Origin of the sequence: Rhodoplanes sp. P11 (genome assembly GCF_964266735.1) — a bacterium.
GTDB classification, from domain to species: Bacteria; Pseudomonadota; Alphaproteobacteria; order Rhizobiales; family Xanthobacteraceae; genus Rhodoplanes; species Rhodoplanes serenus.
The window spans coordinates 192,500-215,131 of record NZ_CAXWGY010000012.1; the positions used below are offsets into that span (position 1 = coordinate 192,500).

A 22,632-nucleotide genomic window follows, 5' to 3' on the forward strand; every position below is an offset into this window, starting at 1 on the left:
CGTGCACGGCACGACCGCAGGGCCATTTTCGTCTTTATGGGATCGGTTAACGCAGCGTCGCTGCCCCCCTCTCCCCCATCACGACAACTTCACTAAACTGTGAGTATGGCGAAAAGAAGCCACCTGTCGCCCCCGCATCACGCCCGCGATAAATCTGAAGTTCCAGGGGTTTTTCCAGACTTGCGCAATGCGCGCAACCGCGGCAGCCGAACGCGAATCAGCCGACCCTCGTGATCGGACGCCGTCGCGGACACGCACGCGCCGGCGTCACACAGACTCCGCTCCACACACGACGACGGCCGGGCTCGGGCCCGGCCGTCGTGATCACGATCAGACTGAGCGCAGCGCGCCAGCGCTCAGCGGAAGATGTTGAACAGCGGGAAGATGCTCGCCCGCGGCTCCTCCTGGGGCAGCCGCACATTGGCGCGACGCGGCGCCGCCGACGCCTCGCGGCGCTGCTCCACCGGCGTATCGGCGACCTTGCGCTCGTCGCTCTTGAGCGCCGCGATCACCCGCGAGTCGCGCCCGTAGACGTCGTCGCGCAGCACCAGCTTGCCGGCGTCGTCGACGAAGGCGGTCTGATAGGTGAGATGCACCGGGATCGGCGTCGGGAAGGTCAGGTTGACCTCGCCGCGCCCATACATGCCGCGGATGCGATCGGCCGAGTAGCTATCCTTCGGCAGGGCGATCGACAGCAGCACCTCGGCATACTTGTCGGGGTCCTTCACCCGCATGCAGCCGTGGCTGTAGGCGCGGCGGTCATGCCCGAACATGTGCTTGTCCGGCGTGTCGTGCTGATACACCAGGAACTTGTTCGGGAAGTTGAAGCGGATGCGGCCGAGCGCGTTGCCGGCGCCGGGCGGCTGGGAGATGTGGATCGAGCCGTCGCGGTTGCGCGACACGTTCAGCCCCATGCGGGCCAGCACGGTCGGGTCCTGCTGCATCGCCGGCAGATACTCGTTGTAGACGATCGACGGCGGCACGTTCCAGGTCGGGTTGACCGTGATGAACTTCATCGTCTCGGTCAGCAGCGGCGTCGGCGTCGACGGCTTGCCGACCACCACGCGGGTCGACCACAGGACGTCGTCGTCCCGGTAGACGCGCAGCATGAACTCCGGGATGTTGACGACGACGTGCGACTTGCCGAGATCGTGCGGCACCCAGCGCCACCGCTCCAGGTTGGCGGCGATGATGTCGGCGGTGCGATCGTTGCGCGGACCGTTGAGCGCATCCACGGCGGCCGAATCGAAGGTGCCGGTCGGCTTGAGGCCCTTCTTCTTCTGGAACGCCTTGACGGCGTCGGCGAGCGCCTTGTCGTAGGTGGTGCCGGTGCCGGCGGCGCCGAGGCGCTCGCGCAGCTCGGGCACCCGCTCGTCCTCCATGCCGACCTTGAGCGACGGACCGTAGGCGACCCGCTTGCTGCCGTCGCCCTTGACGCCGCGGATCTCGGCGAGCTTGGCCTTGAGGGCCTTGTAGGCGCGATGCTGCGGGAGGTAGCTGTCGAGGGCCGCACGGGCATCGGGCGCCGTGGCGAGCCGGCCGAGCACCTCGGCGGCCTCCGGCGGCTTCACCTCGTAGACGATGTCCTTGGCGATGCGCGACCAGTGCACGCGGCCGACGGCGGCATGGCGCGCATAGGTCAGCACCGACTGGTCGAGCTTCAGCTCGAACTCGGCGATCTCGTCGGGCGAGGCGTCGGCCTTGAGCTGCGGCACCGGATAGTCGTCGGGATCGAGACCGTCGGCGGCGGCCGCGGTGAGCTGCGCCATCACGGCGCGGGCGCGGGCGTTGACGGCGCCGTTGTCGGTCCACAGCGGGGCGCGGTCACGCGCCGCATAGAAAGTGTCGAGCGCCGCGCGCGTCTTGGCGTCGAAGCGCCGGTCGGTCTTGCGGCCGAGCATCTCGGCAAGCTTCTCGCCGACCTGCTGGTCGAGGGTCAGAACCTTGTTCAGCGGAGCGACCGGGATGGCGCCGGTCGCGGCCGGATCGCTCGCCGCCGTCTCGGCCTTCGGGCTTTCCGTCTTCGGGCTCTCGGGCTTCGCCGCCGCATCGATCTTGGCGGTATCGGCCGGCGTCACCACGGTTTGAGCCGGCGTCGTGGGTGGCACCGCGGCCGTCTCGGTCGCCGGCGCAGCCGGCGACGGGGGAGCCGCCGCGGCAGTGTCAGGCTTCGGCGCCGCGGCTGGCGCGAGGTCGTCGGCCGTCACCGTGACGGGCGCCGGCTCGGTCGCCGGCACGAGCGCCTCGACCGCTGCCGGGGCGCCAGTGTCGGACACCGCCGCTTCGGTCGATTGGGCGTTGGCAGCCCCGACCGCGAGAACCAGCGCGAGGGCCGTTCCGGCCAGCAGACGATCGAAGCGCATAGGCGATGTCCTCCCCAGGGCAAACGTCAGCACCACGTCGGTCGAGTTGTCGCGACCCTCGGTTCACGAGAACCGAACTCGGGCCTGATGCCGGGGCGACTCGCTCGCTTCCGGCAACGCGCGGAACCGCGCCTTCGGTCCAAGACCTTAGCCCAGCCGTCGCCGGCCGAGCCCCAATTTCCAAACCATGGCGGCGCTTTTCGAGCCGCCTGTCACCGGACGGCCACGTCGCCGGCCAGCGCCTCGCTCTCGGCGCCATCGCCGAGGACGTCGCCGAGGCCGTCGAGCTTGCGGTAGAGGGTCGACCGGCCGATCTTCAGTTTTCGAGCGACTTCAGACATTTGGCCGCCGTAATGGGCGACCGCGAAGCGGATCGCCTCGGCCTCGATCTCGTCCAGCGGGCGGACCTCGCCATCACTGTCGAGCAGCCGCAGCAGGCCCGCCCCGGCAGGCGGCTCCGTCACGTCCAGCGAAACGAAGGGGGTCTCGGCCGGGCTGGTTTGCGGCAGATTCGCGGCAAGATCGGCCGCGGCGTCGACCGGCGGATTCGCCGCGCCGGCGATCTGCGGGAACTCGGCGAGCCCCACCTCCTCGCCGTCCGCCAGCACCACCGCACGGAACACCGCATTCTCGAGCTGGCGCACATTGCCGGGCCACGGATGACGCGACAGCACCGCCAGCGCCTCCACCGAGACGCGCCGCACCCGCCGCCCCTCCTCGGCCGCGAAGCGCAGCACGAAGTGGCGGACGAGATCCGGAATGTCCTCGGCGCGCTCGCGCAGCGGCGGCACCGTGACGGGGAAGACGTGCAGCCGGTAGAACAGGTCCTCGCGGAAGCGACCGGCCGCGACGTCAGCGATCAGATCGCGATTGGTGGCGGAGATCACCCGGACGTCGACCTTGACGGCACGGCGGCCGCCGACCGGCTCGACCTCGCCCTCCTGGAGCGCCCGCAGCAGCTTCACCTGGGCGGCCGGCGGCAGCTCGCCGACCTCGTCCAGGAACAGGGTGCCGCCCGAGGCTTCGACGAACTTGCCGAGATGGCGGTCGGAGGCGCCCGTGAAGGCCCCCTTCTCGTGGCCGAACAGGATCGACTCGACCAGCGTGTCCGGCATGGCGCCGCAGTTCACGGCGACGAACGGCTTCGCCCGCCGCTCGCCCGAGCCATGGATGGCGCGCGCCACCAGCTCCTTGCCGACGCCGGATTCGCCGCCGATCAGCACCGGAATGGTTGAGGCGGCCGCCTTCTCGGCGGCGCGCAGCACCGCCCGCATGCGCGGGCTGCGGGTGACGATGTCGCGAACCGTCAGCGTGCCGGCGCGACTGCGCTTGAGCCGCGACAGCTCGCCCGCCAGGGCACGGGTGGCGAGCGCATTGCGCAGCGAGACGAGCAGCCGCTCCGGGCCGACCGGCTTGACCACGAAGTCGACCGCGCCGGCCCGCATCGCCGACACCACATTGTCGATGCCGCCATGGGCCGTCTGCACGATCACCGGAACGGCGTGGCCGGCCTCGCGCAGCTTGGCCAGCACGCCGAGGCCGTCGAGATCCGGCATCACCAGGTCGAGCACCACGGCGTCGATGGCCGGCGCGTCGGGATCGGCGAGCAGCGCCACGGCGGCGTCGCCGCCCGTCGCCACCACCGGCTCGAACCCCAGCTTGCCGACCAGACCTTCGAGCAGGCGGCGCTGCACCGGGTCGTCGTCGACGATCAGAACGCGCTCCGGCATGGCGAGGACTTCGGCCCGACTGTCTCGATTTGGGGCATTGTCCGGGCTCAGGATTAACGCCGGCTTACCCGGCCGCAGGGCCGGCCGGAGGCGCGGCGGCGAACACCGCCATTGCTTTGCCATGTCGGCACCGGATACGACCGGACGTCCCGTTCACAGGTCCGGACCCTCGCCGCCATGCAGCCTTCGCCCGTCCGCTCGGCCGTCGCGACCAGCGATCCCGCTCCCGCCGCCCTCGGGGCGTTGCCGGAATGGAACCTCGCCGACCTCTATCCGGGGCTCGATTCACCCGAGGTGCGGCGCGATCTCGACCGGGCGCGGGCCGAGTGCATCGCGTTCGAGGAGACCTACAAGGGCCGGCTCGCCGAGATGGCGGCCGCGGCCGATGCCGGGCAGGCGCTCGCGGCGGCGATCCGCCGGCTGGAGACGCTCGACGACCTGCTCGGTCGCCTGATCTCCTATGCGAGCCTGGTCCACGCCGGCGACACCACCGACCCGGTGCGGGCGAAATTCTACGGCGACGTGCAGGACCAGATCACCGCCGCGTCCTCGCACCTGTTGTTCTTCGCGCTGGAGCTCAACCGCATCGACGACGCGCTGATCGAGGCGGCCATGCAGGACCCGGCGCTCGGCCACTTCCGGCCGTTCATCGAGGATGTCCGCAAGGAGAAGCCCTATCAGCTCGAGGATCGCGTCGAGCAGCTCTTCCACGAGAAGTCGGTGACCGGCTACGCGGCTTGGAACCGGCTGTTCGACGAGACCATCGCGGGCCTGCGCTTCAAGGTCGCCGGCAAGACGCTGCCGCTGGAGCCGACGCTGACGCTGCTCCAGAACCCGAGCGAGAAGACCCGCCGGGCCGCCGCCGAGGCGTTGGCCGACACCTTTCGGCAGCATCTGCGCACCTTCACGCTGATCACCAACACGCTCGCCAAGGACAAGGAGATCTCCGACCGCTGGCGCGGCTTCGCCGACATCGCCGACTCGCGCCATCTCGCCAACCGGGTGGAGCGCGAGGTGGTGGAGGCGCTGGTGAGCGCGGTCCGCGATGCGTATCCGCGGCTGTCGCACCGCTACTACGCCCTCAAGGCGAAGTGGTTCGGCAAGGAGCGCCTCGCCCATTGGGACCGCAACGCGCCGCTGCCGAAGGTGGCGACGCCGACGATTCCCTGGGAGCAGGCCAAGGACGCGGTGCTCTCCGCCTATGGGGCGTTCTCGCCCCGGATGGCCGAGATCGCCGAGCGCTTCTTCACCGAGCGCTGGATCGACGCCCCGACCCGGCCCGGCAAGGCGCCGGGCGCCTTCGCGCATCCGACGGTGCCGTCGGCGCACCCTTACGTGCTGCTCAACTACCAGGGCAAGACGCGCGACGTGATGACGCTCGCGCACGAGCTCGGCCACGGCGTCCACCAGGTTCTCGCCGCCAAGAACGGTCCGCTGATGGCGCCGACGCCGCTGACGCTCGCCGAGACCGCCAGCGTGTTCGGCGAGATGCTGACGTTTCGGAAGCTGCTCGCCGCCACCAAGGACAAGAAGCGCCGCCGCGCCATGCTGGCCGGCAAGGTGGAGGACATGCTCAACACGGTGGTGCGGCAGATCGCCTTCTACACGTTCGAGCGCATCATCCACAGCGAGCGTCGCGACGGCGAGCTGACCGCCGACCGCATCAGCGCGATCTGGATGCAGGTCCAGGGCGAGAGCCTCGGCCCGGCGATCGAGCTGCATCCCGGCTACGAGACGTTCTGGGCCTATATCGGCCACTTCGTCCACGCGCCGTTCTACGTCTACGCCTATGCGTTCGGCGACTGCCTGGTGAACGCGCTGTACGCGGTCTACGAGAACGCCCACGAGGGCTTCGCCGACCGCTATCTGGCCATGCTGGCGGCGGGGGGCACCAAGCCGCATGCCGAGCTGCTGGCGCCGTTCGGTCTCGATGCGCGCGATCCGGGCTTCTGGCAGGGCGGGCTCGGGCTGATCGCCGCCATGATCGACGAGCTGGAGGCGATGGAGGTCCGGTAGGGCGAGAGCCGATCCAGCCGGATCGGAGTCCGCTCGCGTCAGGCCGCAAAAAAGAGGCCCCGACACGAGGTCGGGGCCTCCCACCGGCCGGAGCGGTGCCGGGTCTCCGCTCCGTCCGTGAGCTCGTCACCTCACCTCGTCGCGTCACCTCACATGGTGTAGGCGCGCTCGCCGTGATCGGCGAGGTCGAGGCCCTCGCGCTCGGCTTCGGGCGTCGGCCGCAGGCCGACCACGAGGTCGACGATCTTGTAGAGCACCAGCGAGCCGACGCCGGACCACACGATGGTGAGGCCGACCGCCTTGGCCTGTGCCAGCACCTGGGTGACCATGTCGTAGTCCGCCACCTTGGCGGCGACGTAGTCGTAGACGCCGGTGCCGCCGAGCGCCGGGGCGACCAGGATGCCGGTCGCGAGGGCGCCGACGATGCCGCCGACGCAGTGGATGCCGAACACGTCGAGGGCGTCGTCGTAGCCGAAGGCGTTCTTCACCACCGAGCAGAAGAACAGGCAGACCACGCCGACCACGAGGCCGAGCACGATCGAGCCCATCGGACCCGCGAAGCCGGCCGCCGGGGTGACGGCGACGAGGCCGGCGATGCAGCCCGACAGCGCGCCGAGCAGCGACGGCTTGCCCTTGACGACCCACTCGGCGAACATCCACGACAGCGCCGCCGCGGCGGTGGCCACGAAGGTGTTGGTCATCGCCAGCGCGGCCGCGCCGCTCGCCTCGAGGGCCGAGCCGGCATTGAAGCCGAACCACCCCACCCACAGCAGCGCGGCGCCGATCATGGTCTGGGTCAGCGAGTGGGGCGGCATCAGCTCCTTGCCGAAGCCGATGCGGCGGCCGACCAGCAGCGCCCCGACCAGGCCGGCGATGCCGGCATTGATGTGCACCACCGTGCCGCCGGCGAAGTCGAGCGCGCCCCACGAGAAGATCTGACCCGCATCGGCCATCACCTCGTCGAGCTTGGCCTGCGCGGCGGCCTTGGCGGCCGCGTCGGTCGCGGCGGCGACGGCCGCGGCGGCATCGGCGATCGCGTCGGGGCCGGCCCAGTACCAGACCATGTGGGCGATCGGGAAGTAGATCAGCGTGATCCACAGCGGGATGAACAGGGCGAGCGCCGAGAACTTCATCCGCTCCGCGAAGGCGCCGACGATGAGGGCGGGCGTGATCGCCGCGAAGGTCATCTGGAAGCAGACATAGATCAGCTCCGAGATGTTGGCGCCGACCGAGAAGGTCGCCGCCTTGGTCTCGGGCGTGACGCCGGCGAGGAACAGCTTGGAGAAGCCACCGATGAACGGCGAGCCGCCCGTGAAGGTGACGCTGTAGCCGTAGATCGCCCACAGCAGGATGGCGACGCACACCGTGTAGAAGACGTGTGCCAGCACCGACAGCATGTTCTTGCTGCGCACCAGGCCGCCGTAGAACAGCGCCAGCCCGGGAATGATCATCAGCAGGATCAGCACCGCCGAGGTCATCACCCAGGCGTTGTCACCCTTGTTGACGGTCGGCTCGGCCGCTAGTGCGGGTACCGCCGCCAGCATCGCGACCGCGAAGGCCGTGATCCCGGCACGAATCGGAAGTCTGAGTGTCATCGTTTCGCTCCTGTCCGATGGGTGCGGGTCACAGCGCCGCGTTGTCGGTTTCGCCGGTCCGGATGCGGACCGCCTGGTCGATGCCGAGGACAAAGATCTTGCCGTCGCCGATCTGGCCGGTCTTGGCGGCACCCGAGATGGTCTCGATCACCTTCTCGACTTGATTGCTCGGCACCGCGATCTCGACCTTCACCTTGGGCAGGAAGCTCACGGCGTATTCGGTGCCGCGATAAATCTCGGTGTGGCCCTTCTGTCGGCCGTAGCCCTTCACTTCGGTCACGGTCATGCCGTAGACGCCGATGGACGTGAGCGCATCGCGAACTTCGTCGAGCTTGAATGGCTTGATGACCGCCATGACGATTTTCATGAATTCGATCCCCGCTGGTGCCCCCCTCGCGGAGGACGGGCTGAAATGAGCGGCTCCGCACGCGAGATCGCCCCCCGCAGGCTTTGCCTGGGCTCTCCAAATCAAGCCGCGTGCCAACACTGATCTGATGGCGCGAAAGCGCGATTCCGCGCCGCTTTGCCGCGGCTTGGCGGTGACGCAGGGGGACGCATCGGCGCCAGGCGGGCGACCGTCGGCCGGCGCGTGAGCTAAGAGGTGTGCGCAATCAAAGGGCGCGGGCTGCCTGAATCTTGGTCAGACGTGCACGTGGCCCAGGGGGCCGGCAGCCGCGCCGCGAGGCGACAGGCGGGGCTCGGCGACCGCCGGGCCTGCAAGGCCGCTGAATGGACGAGGACACGATTCGACCGGCGCGGCCACAGGCGTCGCGCCGGGACCCGGGACCGGATCAGACGGCGCCGTGCCTACAGCGCCTCGGCGTCGGCCTCGCCGGTGCGGATGCGCACGGCGCGCTGAATGTCGGTCACGAAGATCTTGCCGTCGCCGATCTGGCCGGTGCGGGCCGCGGTCGAGATCGCCTCGATGACGGTCTCGACCTGCTCGCTCGGCACCGCGACGTCGATCCGCACCTTGGGCAGGAAGCTGACCGCGTACTCGGCCCCGCGATAGATCTCGGTGTGGCCCTTCTGCCGGCCGTAGCCCTTGACCTCGGTCACCGTCATGCCGCTGACTCCGATGCGGGTCAGCGCTTGGTGCACCTCGTCGAGCTTGAACGGCTTGATGACGGCGATGACGAGCTTCATCCGGCCCCCCTTCCACAATGTTCGGCGATGCGCCACAGCCCTATGGCCACAGCCCTATGCCATAGTCCCGCGGCGCCGGGACCGACGACGCCGGCATCGACGACGCCGGCCCCCTCGATCCCTCGCTGTCGGCGCGCCGGCCGGATGCCGGCGACGCAACGACGCGCCGCACCCTACGACAAGCCGCGGCCGCCGTCAGCTGGCGCGTCGCCGGTGCGGACCGGCCGATCGCCGGCTCAGCGGGTGCGGGTGCGGATGACGCCTTCCTGCGCCACCGACGAGATCAGCGTGCCGTCGCGGGTGAAGATCAGCCCGCGGCCGAAGCCGCGGCCGCCGCCCCCGCTGGGGCTGTCCTGGCAGTACAGCAGCCAGTCGTCGGCGCGGAACGGCCGGTGGAACCACATGGCGTGATCGAGGCTCGCCGCCATGATGTCCTTCTCGAACAGGGTGCGGCCGTGCGGGATCATGGCGGCGTCGAGCAGCAGCATGTCGGACGCATAGGCGAGCACGCAACGGTGGATCGCCGGCTCGTCGGGCAGCCGCCCGGTGGTGCGAATCCAGACGTGGAAGCGCCCTTCCGGATGCGCCTTGCCGAGATAGCGCTCGAACTCCACCGGCCGCAGCTCGATCGGCCGCTCACGCTCGAAATAGCCGCGGACCGGATCGGGCATGCGGGGCAGGATGCGCTCCTTCAGCTCGGCCTCGCTCGGCAGGCTTTCGGGCGGCGCCACGTCGGGCATCGGGAACTGATGCTCGATGCCGTTCTCGGCGCCGTGGAACGACACCATGGTGGAGTAGATCGGCCGGCCGTGCTGAATGGCCGTGACCCGGCGGGTGGTGTAGCTCTTGCCGTCACGCAGCCGCTCGACCTGGTAGATGATCGGCACCTTGGGGTCGCCGGGCAGCAGGAAGTAGGCGTGCAGCGAATGGGGCGGCCGCTCGGCCAGCTCGTCGACGGTGCGGCAGGCGGCGACCAGCGCCTGGCCGATCACCTGGCCGCCGAACACGCGCTGCCAGCCGGACTGGGGCGAGCGCCCGCGGAACAGGTTCACCTCGAGCGGCTCGAGATCGATGACGGAGAGCAGGTGCTGGACGGCGGACGCCATGAGAGAAGGTCCTGGACGGCGGAGGCAAAGGATGGTGGGAAGCTCCCGTCAGTGACGCCGCACCTCCGGCAATGTCAAGGCGAGCCACAGCGAATCCATGTAACGTGAGCTGACTTAAAAGCAGCCGCCCTCGTGAGGCGGAAAGTCTGTCGACGAAGACATCGGGATACCGATTACAACCGAGGCTAGACATGGTCGCATACGAAGAGACCCATTGGGCTGCGAGCGATCGAGAGATCGCTGTTTTCGAAAAAATGTACAAAGAAACTTCCCGCGAGGAGCGGTTGGAAATCGCTTTGAAGGAAGTGGTAATTCAGCTCATGCGGTTAAATGCAAATACTGAGGAGATCGGCAATGTCCTCAATCGCATTGCCGAAGGCCTCCCGTTTGAGTGTAAATAATGTCCTGGACTGGTGAGCATCTGACCAAGCGCATCGCCGTTCTCGTCGCCGGCGGCGGCTTCGCCGGCCTGGCGCTGGCGATCGCGCTGCGCGAGGCGCTCGGCCCCGCCTTCGGCATCGTGGTGGCCGACCCGGCGCGCGACCGCCCGGCGCCGGATGCGCGCGCCTCGGCGATCGCGGCGGCGAGCCGGCGCATGCTCGAGTCGCTCGGCGCCTGGGGCGCGGTGGCGAGCGCCGCCCAGGACGTGCTCGACATGGTGATCACCGACAGCCGGCTCGACGATGCCGTGCGGCCGGTGCTGCTCACCTTCGCGGGCGAGGTGGCGCCCGGCGAGCCCTTCGCCCAGCTGGTCGAGAACGGCGTGCTGCTGGCGGCGCTGCGGGCGCGAGCCGAGGCCGTCGGCCTCGATCTGCGCGCCGTCGCGGTCACCGGCTACGAGGCCGGGCCGCACGGCGTCACGGCGCAGCTCTCGGACGGCACCACGATCGCGGCCGCCCTGCTGGTCGCCGCCGACGGCATGCGGTCGCGCCTGCGCGATCTCGCCGGCATCGGCACGGTCGGCTGGGAGTACGGCCAGTCCGGCATCGTCACCACGGTGGCGCACGAGCGCGATCATCACGGCCGCGCCACCGAGCACTTCCTGCCGGCCGGGCCGTTCGCCATCCTGCCGCTGACCGGGCGGCGCAGCTCGCTTGTCTGGGTCGAGACGACCGACGAGGCGAACCGCATCGTCACCCTGCCGGACGACGGCTTCCTGGCCGAGCTGGAGACGCGGTTCGGGCTGCATCTCGGCGCGCTCTCGCTGGCCGGGCCGCGCCAGGCGTTCCCGCTCGGGCTGACCATCGCCCGCAGCCTGGTGGCCGACCGGCTGGCGCTGATCGGCGACGCCGCCCACCGGGTGCATCCGATCGCCGGCCAGGGCCTCAATCTCGGGCTGCGCGACGTCGCGGCGCTGGCCGAGACCATCGCGGACGCGGCCCGGCTCGGCCTCGATATCGGCGCCGCCGACGTGCTGGAGCGCTACCAGCGCTGGCGGCGCTTCGACGCGATGACCATGGGGCTCGCCACCGACGGCCTCAACCGGCTGTTCTCGAACCATTCCGACGTGCTGCGCCTGGTCCGCGACCTCGGCCTCGGCCTGGTCGACCGCGCCCCCGCCCTCAAGCGCCTGTTCGTCCAGGAGGCGGCCGGCGTGTCGGGCGCGGTGCCGCGGCTGATGCGCGGCGAGGCGCTGTAGCGCACACCGCTGTCACCCGGAAGCAGGATCAAACCATCGGAATGCCGCCGACATGCTCGCGGAAGGCCGGGCGCGCCTCGATCGCCGTGTACCAGCGCTCGATGTTGGATAGGCTCGGCCGCTCGACCACCAGCTCCAGGAAGCGCCGCACCAGCACGGCGAGCGGGATGTCGCCGTACGAGAAGGTGTCCCCGGCCAGATACGCCGAGCCGGCCAGCGCGGCGTCGAGGATCGTCATGGCGGCGATGCTCGTCTCGGTCGCCGCGGCGATCGCGGCGGCGTCGCGCTGCGCCGCCGGCGTGCGCACCAGGCCGATGAACACCGGACGGAACACCGGCGAGGCGACCGTCAGCTCCCAGTCCATCCACTGGCTGGCGCGGGCGCGGTCGCGGCGATCGGCCGGCTCCAGCGTCGCGCCCGCAGACCCCGCGGGATTGGCCGCCAGATAGCGCAGGATGGTGTTGGATTCCCACAGCACGAAGCCGTCGTCCTCGATGGTGGGGACGAAGCCGTTGGGATTCTTGGCCAGATAGTCGGGCTCGCGGTTGCCGCCGAACGGCCCGCCGAGATCGACGCGCTCGTGCGGCAGGGCGAGCTCGCCCACCGCCCACATCACCTTCTGGACATTGGCCGAGGTGGTGCGGCCCCAAATCTTCAACATCACGAGCGCTCCGGATGGTCGGTGTCGGGCGAGCCGGCGCGCCGTGCGGGTCCGGAGGCCGGGGACGCGGTCGGGAGGGGGACGCGAAACCGTCAGTCGAGACGGCGCGCCTCGTCGACCAGCATGATCGGGATGCCATCACGGATCGGATAGGCGAGCCGGGCGGCGCGCGACACCAACTCCTGGCGCGCCGCATCGTATTCGAGCGGCCCCTTGGTCAGCGGACAGACGAGGATTTCGAGAAGCTTGGGATCGACGGAGCCGGTCGCACGGTCGGAAGGAAGCGAGGTCATGCCGAGTACTGTCCGTTGCAGCGAGGGCGGGCGACGACGACGCCGCCACCAGAGCGCCTCCGCGGCGGCGAAGACGCCGGCGCGGAGGATAGAGCATTTCGGCCGCCGCGGCACCCCGGCTCCGGCGCGCCGCCGCCGCGGCACCGGCGGATCATTGCAGCGGCGCGTCGCCGGGAGTGCGGCCCTTGGCCAGCTCGATCTCGGTGACGGCGACCAGGATCTCGGCCCGGGCCTTCAGGTCCGGGGCCTCCAGCATGGCCTGCTTCTCGGCCGGCCCGTAGGGCGACATCATCGCGAGCGCGTTGACCAGCGCCTCGTTGGGGGCGTTCTCGATGCCCTCCCAGTCGGCCTTCAGCTTGTTGGCCTCCAGGAAGTCACGCAGCGCCCGCAGCAGGGCGGTGCGGTCGACCTCCCGCTCGCCCTTGCGGGCGACGAAGTCGTCGGCGAACGGGGCGTAGCTGACCAGCGCCTGCCGGTACGGCGTGTCGGCGGCCAGCTCGTGCTCGACCCGGAAGCGGGCGACGCCGGTGAGCTGGATCAGGTAGCGCCCGTCGCCGGTCTCGGCGAACTGGCTGATGCGACCGACGCAGCCGACCCGGAACAGGTTCGGCTTGTCGTCGGGCCCGGGATGGGCGCTGTCGGGCTGGATCATCCCGATCAGGCGGTGGCCGTGCCGCAGGGCATCGTCCACCATGGCGAGATAGCGCGGCTCGAAGATGTTGAGCGGCATCTGGCCGCGCGGCAGCAGCAGCGCGCCCGACAGCGGGAACAGCGACAGGGTCGACGGCAGATCCGCGGGGCCCCGGTAGACCGCGTTCATCGGCATGGCGGCTCTCCCTGCGACCGGCGGGGCCGGCGCCTCAGGCGAACAGGATCGAGGACAGGCGGCGGCGCCCGGTCACGGTGGCCTCGTCGGTCGGCCCCCACGCCTCGAACAGCTGGACGAGCTGCTTGCGCGCTCCGTCGTCGTTCCACTGGCGATCGCGGCGCACGATCTCCAGCAGGTGGTCGACCGTCTCGGCACGGCGCCCCTTGGCATTGAGCGCGAGAGCCAGATCGAAGCGAGCCTGGTGGTCGCGCGGATCGGCGGCGAGCCGCTTCTCCAGCTCGACGATCGGCCCCAGCGAGGCGGCCTGCTCGGCCACCTCCAGGGCGGCGGCCGCCGCCGTGACGGCGGCCTGGTTGCGCTTGGCGGCCGGCACCTGGTCGAGGATCCGGCGGGCCTCGTCCAGCGCGCCGGTCTCGATGTGGCAGCGCGCCAGCCCGGCCATGGCGTGGACGCTTTCGGGATCGTGTTGCAGCACCTCGGCGTAGATCTCGGCGGCGCCGGCGGCGTCGCCCTCCACCAGCGCCGCGTCGGCGGCCTCAAGGGCCTGCTGCACGGCGTCGTCGGGGCCGCCGAGCTTGCCGCGGGTCAGCCGCTCCAGGAAGGCGACCACCTGGCTCTCCGGCAGGGCGCCCATGAAGCCGTCGGCCGGCTGACCGTTGACGAAGGCGATCACCGCCGGGATCGACTGGATGCCCATCTGCTGCGGGATGGCGCGGTGCTCGTCGATGTTCATCTTGACGAGCTTGACCTTGCCCTTGGCGGCGCGGACCACCTTCTCCAGAATCGGGGTGAGCTGCTTGCAGGGCTGGCACCAGGGCGCCCAGAAGTCGACCAGCACCGGCTGCCGGCGCGACTCCTCGATCACGTCCTTCATGAAGCCCTGGGTGGTCGTGTCCTTGACGAGCCCGTCCGCGGCCACCGCCGCTCCGCCGTTCTGCAACATCTGGAATCCGTCCTCTACCGGGCTGCCGCCGCGCCCCTTCGCCCGACTACATGGGGAAGCGCGGAACTCATTGCAATCGCGACCTCAATCGGACCCGCCGGGGGCCGGCCCGGAGACCGCGACAAGGCGCGGCTCGTGGCCGGTGTGGCGCAGAAAGCGGACGAGATCGTCCGGCGCGACGGCGGTCGTCATGGTGTTGACCAACGGATGATAGTTCAAGGGGCTCGTCGCCATCATCGGACGGTCCAGCACCACGGTGACACGCGCGTCGGTGTCGTTGATGGCCGCGAACGGGGTGACCGAGCCGGGCTCCACCCCGAGGGTCTCGCGCAGCAGATCGGCCGAGCCGAACGAGAAGCGGCCCGAGGCGCCCAGCCGCCGATGCAGGCCCTTCAGGTCGATCGCCGCATCCTCGAGCGCCACCACCAGGAACAGCGCATCGCGCTTGTCCTTGAGGAACAGGTTCTTGGTGTGGCCGCCGGGAATCTCGCCGCGCAGCGCCGTCGACTCCCGGACGGTGAAGACCGGCGGGTGCCGCACCGTCCGGTGCGCGATGCCGAGGCGGTCGAGGCAGGCGAACAGGTCGTCGGGGGTGGCGGGCATGACGGTGGTCGGCGATCGGGTTCGGTGGACCGGGCTCGGCGATCGAGGCGCCGCACTGGAGCCTGCCGGCCGGCGGCCCGTCAACCCTGTCCACAGGCGTGAGAGCCTGAAACCATGGTATCGCGACGGCCCGCCATGTCGGTGTTTCACGACGGTTGCCAAGCCGATCGAGTTTGGGTAGAGATGCGCCCCGGTGGCGGTGCCGCCGCAGGATGCGGGTGTAGCTCAGGGGTAGAGCACAACCTTGCCAAGGTTGGGGTCGAGGGTTCGAATCCCTTCGCCCGCTCCAATTTTCCAAAGAAAAATCAAGCGCTTGAAGACGGCCCTTCGGGGCCGTTTTTGCTTAGAGCGGCCCCTGTCGGTTGTGATCTAGGTGCAATCTAGGCAGCAGGACGAAAGTCGCCGGATGCCGTAGCGCGCAGACGGCGGTCTGCTGACAAGCGAACCAACCGTCGCCGACATATGCGAATGCTTCTCATTAGCGTTCGGAGACTCATCGGATTATACTCCTGTCAGCGGCTGACGATCCGAGTCGGTTGCGCAGTCCGGGTGCGACACAATTCCGGCGTGTCTAGGGCATACCGTTGAAACGGTCGCGCATCGGCCGAACATCAGTCTCCCGGTGACGCCAGGCTGGGCGGGGCCGGAAGCGCTAGGAGGAGTTCCGATCGCTGGCAGCGGGTATCGAACTGAGACATCTACGCTATGCGGTCGCCGCTGCTCATTTCAGGAGCTTCAGACGCGCGGCTGAGGAACTTGGTGTCAAGCAGTCGACACTGAGCCGCTGCATTCGGCAGATGGAAGACCGTCTGGGCGTCAAAGTGTTCGAGCGAACCAGCGGCGGTGTGCGCCTGACGACCGCCGGCGCCGAAGTGCTGCGGACCTCCCGCCATCTTGTCGAAACCGTCGACCATATGGCGGCGACCGCCAAAGACATGGGCAAGGGCGAATCCGGCCAGCTCACCATCGGGTTTTACACGTCGCTCTCGGCCGGAAATCTTCGTGCCAGCCTGATGGAGTACGCGGCCCGCTTCCCGAAGGTGGACATTCAGACGATCGAGGGAACGCGGAGGAGCCTGTTCGCCGGCCTGGAGCGCGGCACGCTCGACGTCGCCATCGTCACCGGAGAGCCGACCGCACGCAATATGAAGGCCATGCCGCTGTGGAGCGAGCGCGTCATGGTCGCGCTGCCCGAAGGCCACCGGCTGGCGAGCAACAACATCGTCTACTGGACGGATCTCAAGGACGAGACCTTCCTCCTCAGCCAGCGCGATCCGGGACCGGAGATCCAGGACATCCTTTTGGCGAAACTCGCCGCGCCCGGCGAGCGGCCGAAGGTCATCAGCCATGACATCAGCCGCGAGAACATCAAGAGCCTGGTCGGCGCGGGATTCGGCGTCAGCCTGATGTGCGAGGCATGCATTGGCGCCAGCTATGTGGGCGTCGTCTATCGCGAGGCGCGCGACGGTAACGGCCCGAGCCGGATCAGCTACGCCGCCTACTGGCAAGGCGACAACGACAATCCGGCGCTGGCGCATTTCCTCAAGCTGCTCGAAGAACGCTATCCCTTGCTGTCCAATGGCGACTGAGGTTTTCGCCGCGCCTTCGCGAACGCGCGATCGGTCGCCGCGAAGCGTTCCACCATCGGTGCGATCAGCTTGGCCGGCCCACCAACAGGCTGGCCCGTCTCCCGGCCCAGGACCTCGGCATAGACGACGATGTCGCGATGCTCCGCGGCGGGAAGCTCGATGGGCTCAGGCCAGGGCCACGAGCTCGCGGAAGTCCGTTTCTCGGATGATGCGGATGGGGAAGCCCTTGCTGGCCAGCTCCTCCGCCTTGCGATGTTTGGAACTCTTCTCGTGCCCAGCGAGGCGTTGCACGTCGGTGTCGCCCACCACCAACAGCGTCGTCTTCTTCGTGACGCCGGAATCAACCTCGCACCCTACCGATGCAGCTAGATCGGCGGCTTCACGACGCGGAATCGCAAGCGCCCCGGTGAACACGATCACTTCCCCAAACAGCGGACCGTCCGGGTTGCCGTCGCGCCGGATAGCAGCGCCAGCGCTACTGGAGGATGGATCGATGGGCTGCCGAACCCGGGATAGCCAGCCGTCGAGGTCGAGGCCGGTCTTCTGCATCGCAGTCAGAAGGATGTGTCCGGCCGCCTTCGCATCCTCCAGGGCATGGTGGTGCTGGAACTCGTATCCGATCAGCCTGCAAACGTCCGCGAGACCGTAGCCGCTGCTGGCGCACTCCGCCCAGGTGCGACGGGCAACACGGGCTGAGTCGAGCCATGTGCAGGTTGGCTCTGCAACAGCCCATCGGTTTGACGCTTGGTGCGTGGCGACCCGGTCGAAGTGGGTATGGGTGACGGCAACGGCGTCCCGAAGCATGTCGTGAAGTGTCCGCGACGCTTCCGCATAGGTCGGCGCGCCCCTCACCATGTCCACGTCGATGCCATGGATAGAGACATTGATGCCGTCGAAGTAATCTTGCGGATCGACCAGCGAGTACCATTCGCCGACAATCTTGCCACGCTCGAATTTCACGGCTCCGATAGAGCAGATTGACGCCATATCTGCATTGGCGGTTTCCACGTCTATTGCCACGAAGTTCATTGGCACGTCCCCCTCGCTATTCTCCGCCTGTGACTTGAGAAATATACACATGCTGGACCGGCCTCAAGGATAAGACCTTCCTTCTCAGTCGTATCAGCCTGATGTGCGGCGCGGGCGACGGCGACGGCGACGGCGACGGCCCGAGCCGGATCAGCTATGCCGCCTACTGGCAAGACGACAACGACAATCCGGCGCTGGCGCATTTCCTTAAGCTGCTCGAAGAACGCTATCCCTTGCTGTCCAATGGCGACTCAGGTTTCCGCCGCGCCTTCGCGAACGCGCGATCGGTCCCCATGAAGCGTTCCACCATTGGGGCGATGAGCTTGGCCGGCTCGCCGACAGGCTGCCCCGTCTCCCGGCCCAGGACCTCGGCATAGGCGACGAGGTCTCGATGCACCGCGGCGGGGAGCTCGATGGTGAGCTTGACCGGTCGGTCGTCGGCGATGGGGCCGAGTTTCAGTTTCGCCATGGATCATCCGCCATAGGGTTCGAGGACAAGGTCGCGCGTAACGACCACGCGGACCGGAAAGCCAGGCCGGATGGTCAGCGTCGGCGCCACATTGAGCTGGCGCCGAACGATCTGCTGGCCGGCATCGTTGATCGTGTCCTGCGCGCCGCCGCGAATGGCGCTGATCAGGCGATCATTGTCGTCGGCGGCAAGTTCCGCGCCGACGCCGAGCAGGGTCGAGAGCGCGGCCGCCTTGGCGATGTCCCACCAATGATAGTCGACGCCGTCCTCGAGGCCGGCATAGCCTTCAGCGTCCGCACCCGGCTGGCGCTCGAGCACGATTGAGCGGCCGTTCGGCATGATGAGGCGGTTCCAGACGAGGAGCACGCGCCTTTGGCCGAAAGCGACGCCGTTGTCGTACTGGCCGATCAGTCGGGTGCCCTGGGGCACGAGTAGCAGCCGGCCGGTTGGGCTGTCATAGACGTTCTCCGTCACCTGCGCGGTGATCTGGCCCGGCAGGTCGGAGCGGATGCCGGTGATCAAGGCCGCCGGGATGACGGCGCCCGCCTGGAGCACATAGGGAGACGCAGGCGCGGCGATGCGGTCGGGCGAGACGGTGCGGCGGTCGACCGCCGCATTGAGGAAGGCGAGCTGCCGCTCCTGCGCCGAGGGTGTCGCCGGCTGCGGCGCCAGGCCCAGACTGGCGAGGTCGGGCAGGACCGGCTGATTGGACGATGCGGGATCGGAACTCGCGGCTGAAGGCGGGCGGGTCTCGGTCGCAGCAAATAGCCGGCTCGTGCGAGCGGCTTCGATCTCCTGGAGCCGCCGCTGTTCTTCGGCGCTGATGCCCGGGCCCGGCGCCGCCGTTCCGGGCACCGGGACGGTCTGGCCGCGGTTCTGTGCGTCGAGGATCGGGCGGCCGAGATCGCCGGGCAGCGGTTGTCCCAGGATCGGACCGGTATAGTCGCGCGGCAGCCCGGCAAGGCCATCCGCCGTCGTGCGGTTCTCGGTCGAGTAGAGCTCCTGCGCTCGGCTGCCGTCGTCGCGGGTCTGGAGCGCGTAGATCAGCGCGCCGCCGATGCCGGCGCAAGCGATGAGACCGATTCCGGCCAGCACCTTCGGCGACAGCCGCGTGACGCGCGGCGGCTCGGCGCGCAGACGCATGGCGGGCGGCGCCGCGGGCTCGCCGGTCAGCGGCCGAGCCTCGTCAGGCTCTGCCCCTTCCTCTTTCTGGGGATCATTGTCACTCACGACGCGGGCCTCCCATCGGTGCGCACGATGCGGACGCGCTTCTGGGAACTACCGGCGCCGAAGCGCAGTTCGGCGGCGGCGAACAGCCGGTCGACGATCATGTAATTGCCGCGCACGCGGTAATTCACCAATTCCGAGCTGTTGCCCTCCGGCCCGACGACGAACAGCGGCGGCATCTCGCCCTGGCCGATCCCGCGCGGGAACTCAATGAAGACCTGCCGGCCGTCGTCATAGGCGCGCAACGGTCGCCACGGCGCCCGGTCGCCTTCGACCGCATAGCGGAAATTGATGTTGGCAAGATCGACCCCGGTCGCGACGGGCTGGGTGGCCTTGGCCTCGGCATTCTGCCGGCGGAGCGCAATGAGCTGGTCCTGCGGATATTGCCAGGAGACCGAGGCCATGTAGGTCCGCTCCGTTGAGCGCAGTTCCATATGGTAGGTGCGCCGGTCGGTGTTGATGACGAGATTGGTGGTGAGGTCGGCGCGTGTCGGCTTCACCAGGATGTGGATCTGTTTCGTCGCGCCCGATCCGCTCTCCGTATCGCCGATGATCCAGCGCACGGTGTCGCCGGCGGCGACGGGACCGGAGCCGACGAGCTGCTCGCCCGGCTGCAAGGCGATGTCGGTGATCTGGCCAACGGCGGTATAGACCTGATAGAGCGCTCCTCCCGTGAAGGGATAGACCTGCATCGCGTTGATGAAGCCGTCGCGTACCGGCTGCACGCGCGCGGCCGCATTCGCTTGGTTGACCCGCGCGGCGGGATCGGCCGGCTCGGGCGTGCGCCGCGCCTCATCCACCGGCTTCATCTGCCCCGGCAACGGCAAGGGCTTCGGCAGTTCCACCACCTGCACCGGCGCGGGCGGATCGGTGCGCAGCGTCGCCGGTGCTGCGTCGTCATAGGAAATTTCGGGCGGCCTGTGCGTCGTCGCGCAACCGGCGAGCGCGGTCGTGCAAAGCAGCAGAAGCGGAGCCACGGATTTGCGCAAGGGCGGAAATGCGATTGTGGGGAAAGCCGTGTTTCCGGCTTTGTGGAAATGCCGCTTCATTGCCCAAGCTCCCGTGACCAGTTGATGGCGTTGACATAGATGCCGAGCGGGTTGGCCCGGAGTTTCTCGGTGTCGCGCGGCGGCTGCACGACGACGGTGAGGATGGCGGTCCAGCGCGAGGTCTCGGCGAGCGAGCCGTCCTGATAACGGCGCTCGGTCCAGGCGACGCGGAAAGACTCGGGCGATGCCCGGATAACGCTGGAGACGTCGACGGCGACCTGCTGCTTGCCGACCCTGGTGAAGGGGTCGTTCGAGCGGGCGTAATCGTTGAGCGCCATCGCGCCCCGGTCGGTGGTGAAGTCGTAGGCGCGGAGCCAGTTCTGCCTCACGATGATTGCGTCGGCGGGAATCGAGCGGACCTGTTCGATGAAGCGGGCTAGGTGCCAGGCGATCTGAGGGTCGGTCGGTCGATAGTCTGCAACCGCCGGGGCCACCGCCTGCGCCTGACCGAGATTGTCGACCTGCACCACCCAGGGGACGATGGTGCCGCGCCCCGATTGCCAGACGAGGGCCGCGGCGAATCCGGCCGAGAGGATCAGGCAGCCGAAGGCCATCAGCCGCCAGTTCCTCGCCTGGATGCGCGCCGAACCGATGCGCTCGTCCCACACCTGCGCGGCCTTCTGGTAGGGCGTTTCCGGCGCGGGCGTCCTGCCGTAATGGGTGGATGGTCGTTTGAACATCAGCGATCACTTTCGGAGAGATTGATGGAAGAGCCCGAGCCATGGCTGTCGCCGGCGCGGACGGCGTGCGCGGCGGCGGAAACGCCGTGACTCATGGTCTGGGAGCGCCTCATCCGCCTGGCCCAATCCGGCGGACCGTCAGCTCGTGCGGGCGGCTCGGCCGCTCCCCCGCCGATCGTGCCCATGGTGGAAGTGCCGCCCGTGAATTCGAGGGCTGACTTGCCGCCCTCGGCGAAGCTCGATTTCACGGCTTGGGAGGCGCGCGTTGCCGCGCGGCGAAGGGGCGATATGGCCGCGCCGCCCGCCGCGTGGGCAACGGCGCCAAGGCCGGAAGCCACACTCGCGGCGCCCGTCTGGCCAGCGGCGCCGAGGCTGTAGGCGGTCGATGCGCCGCCCGCGAGCGCGGCCCCGCCCCGCGCGGCGGCGGCTCCACCGGACAGGGCGGCCGCGCCTCCGCGAAGCGCCATGCTGCCTGCCGCTCCCGCCGCCACCATCGCACCGCCGGCGGCGAGGCCGGCTCCGACTGCGGCGCCCGCGCCGAGTTGCGGGCCGCCGGAGACGAGACCATTGGCGATACCGGGGCCGAAGATGCCGAGGCCGAGCAGCGACAGCGCGGCGAGCACGATCGCCATCGCCTCGTCGATGGTCGGCGTCGCGCCGCTGAAGCCGGCGGTGAATTCGGAGAAGAGCGTCGAGCCGATGCCGATGATGACGGCGAGCACGAGAACCTTGATGCCCGACGAGATGATATTACCGAGCACCCGTTCGGCCATGAAGGCCGACTTGCCGAAGAGCCCGAAGGGAATGAGCACGAAGCCGGCGAGCGTCGTCAGCTTGAACTCGATGAGCGTGACGAAAAGCTGGACGGCGAGGATGAAGAAGGCGAGCAGCACCAGCGCCCAGGCGAGGAACATGCAGGCGATCTGGATGAAGTTCTCGAAGAACGACCAGTAGCCCATCAGGTCGGAGATCGAGTCGAGCAGCGGCCGGCCTGCATCGAGGCCGGTCTGCGCCACCCTGCCGGGACGCAGGAGATCGGCGGTCGAGAAGCCGGTGCCCGAGGCTTTGAGGCCGAGGCCGGCGAAGCTCTCGAAGACGATGCGGGCGAGATTGTTCCAGTTGGAGATGATGTAGGCGAAGACGCCGACGAACAGGGTCTTCTTGACGAGCCGGGCGATGATGTCGTCGTCGGCGCCCCAGCTCCAGAACAGCGCGGCCAGCGTCACGTCGATGACGATCAGCGTGGTCGCGATGAACGCGACCTCGGATCCAAGCAGACCGAACCCGCTGTCGATGTAGCGGGTGAAGACCTCGAGGAAATGGTCGATGACGCCGGTCCCGCCCATGATGCCTATCGCGTCTCTGAAGGTGATGCCGACGGCGGGACGGCGGGCGATGAGCCGGGTGCGAGAAAGCGCTCGCGGTTATCCGCCCAGGCGCGCAGGCAGGCGGGGTCGCGGGTCGCCGCCTCGCCGAGGCGCTGACAGCGCCGCAATTCGTCGCGGAGCGGATCGGCCGAGGATGTCCCGGCCGGTCTCTCAGACCGGGCGGCCGGCTCTTCCTCCTCACGGGTCAGCTCGATCGCCGTCGCGGTGATCGCCACCGCGACGAACACGATGGCGCCGAGGCGGGCCAGCATCTTGCCGTCCATGACACGATCCTCTT

23 protein-coding genes and 1 tRNA gene are annotated in these 22,632 nt (G+C 68.9%); 5 read left to right on the forward strand and 19 right to left on the reverse strand.

Going from position 1 to position 22,632, the window contains the following annotated elements; all coding sequences use genetic code 11:
• Positions 1 to 356: 356 nt before the first annotated feature.
• Positions 357 to 2,363, reverse strand: a complete 2,007-nt coding sequence (locus ACFQUV_RS10150; protein ID WP_129609387.1) for a L,D-transpeptidase family protein — start codon at positions 2,361 to 2,363, stop codon at positions 357 to 359.
• A 212-nt stretch (positions 2,364 to 2,575) separates the two neighbouring features.
• Positions 2,576 to 4,093, reverse strand: a complete 1,518-nt coding sequence (locus tag ACFQUV_RS10155) for a sigma-54 dependent transcriptional regulator (protein WP_129609386.1) — start codon at positions 4,091 to 4,093, stop codon at positions 2,576 to 2,578.
• A gap of 177 nt (positions 4,094 to 4,270) precedes the next feature.
• On the opposite strand from ACFQUV_RS10155, the gene ACFQUV_RS10160 reads away from it, so the two are divergent.
• Positions 4,271 to 6,109, forward strand: coding sequence for a M3 family oligoendopeptidase (locus ACFQUV_RS10160; protein ID WP_129609385.1), 1,839 nt, complete (start codon positions 4,271 to 4,273; stop codon positions 6,107 to 6,109).
• Positions 6,110 to 6,258: 149 nt separating this feature from the next.
• Here ACFQUV_RS10160 and ACFQUV_RS10165 read toward each other — a convergent pair whose 3' ends face one another.
• From ACFQUV_RS10165 to tesB, 4 genes are all read right to left on the reverse strand, one after another.
• Positions 6,259 to 7,704, reverse strand: a complete 1,446-nt coding sequence (locus ACFQUV_RS10165; RefSeq protein WP_129609384.1) for an ammonium transporter — start codon at positions 7,702 to 7,704, stop codon at positions 6,259 to 6,261.
• Positions 7,705 to 7,732: 28 nt separating this feature from the next.
• A complete protein-coding gene (locus ACFQUV_RS10170; protein WP_111387379.1) occupies positions 7,733 to 8,071 on the reverse strand; it encodes a P-II family nitrogen regulator in 339 nt (112 codons plus the stop codon).
• Positions 8,072 to 8,511: 440 nt separating this feature from the next.
• Positions 8,512 to 8,850, reverse strand: a complete 339-nt coding sequence (locus ACFQUV_RS10175) for a P-II family nitrogen regulator (protein ID WP_111387381.1) — start codon at positions 8,848 to 8,850, stop codon at positions 8,512 to 8,514.
• A 236-nt stretch (positions 8,851 to 9,086) separates the two neighbouring features.
• Positions 9,087 to 9,956 carry an acyl-CoA thioesterase II gene (gene tesB / locus ACFQUV_RS10180; protein ID WP_129609383.1) on the reverse strand — a complete coding sequence of 290 codons (870 nt, stop codon included), beginning with the start codon at positions 9,954 to 9,956 and terminating at the stop codon, positions 9,087 to 9,089.
• Positions 9,957 to 10,147: 191 nt separating this feature from the next.
• Here tesB and ACFQUV_RS10185 point away from each other — a divergent pair, with 191 nt between their 5' ends.
• Both ACFQUV_RS10185 and ACFQUV_RS10190 read left to right on the forward strand, forming a co-directional pair.
• Positions 10,148 to 10,357: a hypothetical protein gene (locus ACFQUV_RS10185; protein WP_129609382.1), complete on the forward strand. Its 210-nt coding sequence runs from the start codon at positions 10,148 to 10,150 to the stop codon at positions 10,355 to 10,357.
• A 20-nt stretch (positions 10,358 to 10,377) separates the two neighbouring features.
• Positions 10,378 to 11,595: a ubiquinone biosynthesis hydroxylase gene (locus tag ACFQUV_RS10190; protein WP_129609398.1), complete on the forward strand. Its 1,218-nt coding sequence runs from the start codon at positions 10,378 to 10,380 to the stop codon at positions 11,593 to 11,595.
• A gap of 28 nt (positions 11,596 to 11,623) precedes the next feature.
• Here the strand turns inward: ACFQUV_RS10190 and ACFQUV_RS10195 are convergent, their stop codons facing one another.
• The 5 genes from ACFQUV_RS10195 to ACFQUV_RS10215 all read right to left on the reverse strand — a co-directional run bounded on the left by ACFQUV_RS10195 (position 11,624) and on the right by ACFQUV_RS10215 (position 14,924).
• A complete protein-coding gene (locus ACFQUV_RS10195) occupies positions 11,624 to 12,256 on the reverse strand; it encodes a glutathione S-transferase family protein (protein ID WP_129609381.1) in 633 nt (210 codons plus the stop codon).
• A gap of 92 nt (positions 12,257 to 12,348) precedes the next feature.
• Positions 12,349 to 12,549, reverse strand: coding sequence for a Trm112 family protein (locus ACFQUV_RS10200; RefSeq protein WP_111388168.1), 201 nt, complete (start codon positions 12,547 to 12,549; stop codon positions 12,349 to 12,351).
• A 151-nt stretch (positions 12,550 to 12,700) separates the two neighbouring features.
• A complete protein-coding gene (locus tag ACFQUV_RS10205; RefSeq protein ID WP_129609380.1) occupies positions 12,701 to 13,375 on the reverse strand; it encodes an LON peptidase substrate-binding domain-containing protein in 675 nt (224 codons plus the stop codon).
• Positions 13,376 to 13,409: 34 nt separating this feature from the next.
• Complete coding sequence (gene trxA, locus ACFQUV_RS10210; protein WP_129609379.1) at positions 13,410 to 14,321, reverse strand: thioredoxin; 912 nt, start codon at positions 14,319 to 14,321, stop codon at positions 13,410 to 13,412.
• A gap of 84 nt (positions 14,322 to 14,405) precedes the next feature.
• A complete protein-coding gene (locus tag ACFQUV_RS10215; RefSeq protein ID WP_129609378.1) occupies positions 14,406 to 14,924 on the reverse strand; it encodes a prolyl-tRNA synthetase associated domain-containing protein in 519 nt (172 codons plus the stop codon).
• 214 nt (positions 14,925 to 15,138) lie between these two features.
• On the opposite strand from ACFQUV_RS10215, the gene ACFQUV_RS10220 reads away from it, so the two are divergent.
• Both ACFQUV_RS10220 and ACFQUV_RS10225 read left to right on the forward strand, forming a co-directional pair.
• Positions 15,139 to 15,213, forward strand: a tRNA-Gly gene (locus tag ACFQUV_RS10220).
• A 400-nt stretch (positions 15,214 to 15,613) separates the two neighbouring features.
• The gene (locus ACFQUV_RS10225; protein ID WP_245896992.1) at positions 15,614 to 16,513 is read left to right on the forward strand and encodes a LysR family transcriptional regulator; all 900 of its coding nucleotides are present in this window, start codon (positions 15,614 to 15,616) and stop codon (positions 16,511 to 16,513) included.
• Here the strand turns inward: ACFQUV_RS10225 and ACFQUV_RS10230 are convergent.
• From ACFQUV_RS10230 to trbK-alt, 8 genes are all read right to left on the reverse strand, one after another.
• Entirely contained in the window at positions 16,486 to 16,674 is a 189-nt protein-coding gene (locus tag ACFQUV_RS10230; protein WP_107396102.1) for a DUF2274 domain-containing protein, read from the reverse strand. The two genes, ACFQUV_RS10225 and ACFQUV_RS10230, sit on opposite strands and share 28 nt — an antisense overlap.
• 4 nt (positions 16,675 to 16,678) lie before the next feature.
• Complete coding sequence (locus ACFQUV_RS10235; RefSeq protein ID WP_107396101.1) at positions 16,679 to 17,542, reverse strand: exonuclease domain-containing protein; 864 nt, start codon at positions 17,540 to 17,542, stop codon at positions 16,679 to 16,681.
• 226 nt (positions 17,543 to 17,768) lie between these two features.
• Positions 17,769 to 18,011: a DUF2274 domain-containing protein gene (locus ACFQUV_RS10240; protein ID WP_107396080.1), complete on the reverse strand. Its 243-nt coding sequence runs from the start codon at positions 18,009 to 18,011 to the stop codon at positions 17,769 to 17,771.
• Positions 18,012 to 18,014: 3 nt separating this feature from the next.
• On the reverse strand, positions 18,015 to 19,241 hold the full coding sequence (locus tag ACFQUV_RS10245; RefSeq protein ID WP_107396079.1) for a TrbI/VirB10 family protein: 1,227 nt from the start codon (positions 19,239 to 19,241) through the stop codon (positions 18,015 to 18,017).
• Positions 19,238 to 20,287, reverse strand: coding sequence for a P-type conjugative transfer protein TrbG (gene trbG, locus ACFQUV_RS10250; protein ID WP_107396078.1), 1,050 nt, complete (start codon positions 20,285 to 20,287; stop codon positions 19,238 to 19,240). The genes ACFQUV_RS10245 and trbG overlap by 4 nt, the downstream gene beginning before the upstream one ends.
• Complete coding sequence (gene trbF / locus ACFQUV_RS10255) at positions 20,284 to 20,967, reverse strand: conjugal transfer protein TrbF (protein ID WP_107396077.1); 684 nt, start codon at positions 20,965 to 20,967, stop codon at positions 20,284 to 20,286. Before trbF ends, trbG begins: the two co-directional genes overlap by 4 nt.
• Complete coding sequence (gene trbL / locus ACFQUV_RS10260; RefSeq protein ID WP_107396076.1) at positions 20,967 to 22,313, reverse strand: P-type conjugative transfer protein TrbL; 1,347 nt, start codon at positions 22,311 to 22,313, stop codon at positions 20,967 to 20,969. Before trbL ends, trbF begins: the two co-directional genes overlap by 1 nt.
• 5 nt (positions 22,314 to 22,318) lie before the next feature.
• Positions 22,319 to 22,618: a putative entry exclusion protein TrbK-alt gene (gene trbK-alt, locus ACFQUV_RS10265; protein WP_107396075.1), complete on the reverse strand. Its 300-nt coding sequence runs from the start codon at positions 22,616 to 22,618 to the stop codon at positions 22,319 to 22,321.
• Between the last annotated feature and the right edge of the window lie 14 nt (positions 22,619 to 22,632).

What these genes read in the sequence shown, in the direction of transcription:
- ACFQUV_RS10150 (WP_129609387.1), bottom strand. Translation starts at nt 2,363, where the DNA reads ATGCGCTTCGATCGTCTGCTGGCCGGAACGGCCCTCGCGCTGGTTCTC.
- ACFQUV_RS10155 (WP_129609386.1), bottom strand. Translation starts at nt 4,093, where the DNA reads ATGCCGGAGCGCGTTCTGATCGTCGACGACGACCCGGTGCAGCGCCGC.
- ACFQUV_RS10160 (WP_129609385.1), top strand. Translation starts at nt 4,271, where the DNA reads ATGCAGCCTTCGCCCGTCCGCTCGGCCGTCGCGACCAGCGATCCCGCT.
- ACFQUV_RS10165 (WP_129609384.1), bottom strand. Translation starts at nt 7,704, where the DNA reads ATGACACTCAGACTTCCGATTCGTGCCGGGATCACGGCCTTCGCGGTC.
- ACFQUV_RS10170 (WP_111387379.1), bottom strand. Translation starts at nt 8,071, where the DNA reads ATGAAAATCGTCATGGCGGTCATCAAGCCATTCAAGCTCGACGAAGTT.
- ACFQUV_RS10175 (WP_111387381.1), bottom strand. Translation starts at nt 8,850, where the DNA reads ATGAAGCTCGTCATCGCCGTCATCAAGCCGTTCAAGCTCGACGAGGTG.
- tesB (WP_129609383.1), bottom strand. Translation starts at nt 9,956, where the DNA reads ATGGCGTCCGCCGTCCAGCACCTGCTCTCCGTCATCGATCTCGAGCCG.
- ACFQUV_RS10185 (WP_129609382.1), top strand. Translation starts at nt 10,148, where the DNA reads ATGGTCGCATACGAAGAGACCCATTGGGCTGCGAGCGATCGAGAGATC.
- ACFQUV_RS10195 (WP_129609381.1), bottom strand. Translation starts at nt 12,256, where the DNA reads ATGTTGAAGATTTGGGGCCGCACCACCTCGGCCAATGTCCAGAAGGTG.
- ACFQUV_RS10200 (WP_111388168.1), bottom strand. Translation starts at nt 12,549, where the DNA reads ATGACCTCGCTTCCTTCCGACCGTGCGACCGGCTCCGTCGATCCCAAG.
- ACFQUV_RS10205 (WP_129609380.1), bottom strand. Translation starts at nt 13,375, where the DNA reads ATGCCGATGAACGCGGTCTACCGGGGCCCCGCGGATCTGCCGTCGACC.
- trxA (WP_129609379.1), bottom strand. Translation starts at nt 14,321, where the DNA reads ATGTTGCAGAACGGCGGAGCGGCGGTGGCCGCGGACGGGCTCGTCAAG.
- ACFQUV_RS10215 (WP_129609378.1), bottom strand. Translation starts at nt 14,924, where the DNA reads ATGCCCGCCACCCCCGACGACCTGTTCGCCTGCCTCGACCGCCTCGGC.
- ACFQUV_RS10235 (WP_107396101.1), bottom strand. Translation starts at nt 17,542, where the DNA reads ATGAACTTCGTGGCAATAGACGTGGAAACCGCCAATGCAGATATGGCG.
- ACFQUV_RS10240 (WP_107396080.1), bottom strand. Translation starts at nt 18,011, where the DNA reads ATGGCGAAACTGAAACTCGGCCCCATCGCCGACGACCGACCGGTCAAG.
- trbG (WP_107396078.1), bottom strand. Translation starts at nt 20,287, where the DNA reads ATGAAGCGGCATTTCCACAAAGCCGGAAACACGGCTTTCCCCACAATC.
- trbF (WP_107396077.1), bottom strand. Translation starts at nt 20,967, where the DNA reads ATGTTCAAACGACCATCCACCCATTACGGCAGGACGCCCGCGCCGGAA.
- trbL (WP_107396076.1), bottom strand. Translation starts at nt 22,313, where the DNA reads ATGGGCGGGACCGGCGTCATCGACCATTTCCTCGAGGTCTTCACCCGC.
- trbK-alt (WP_107396075.1), bottom strand. Translation starts at nt 22,618, where the DNA reads ATGGACGGCAAGATGCTGGCCCGCCTCGGCGCCATCGTGTTCGTCGCG.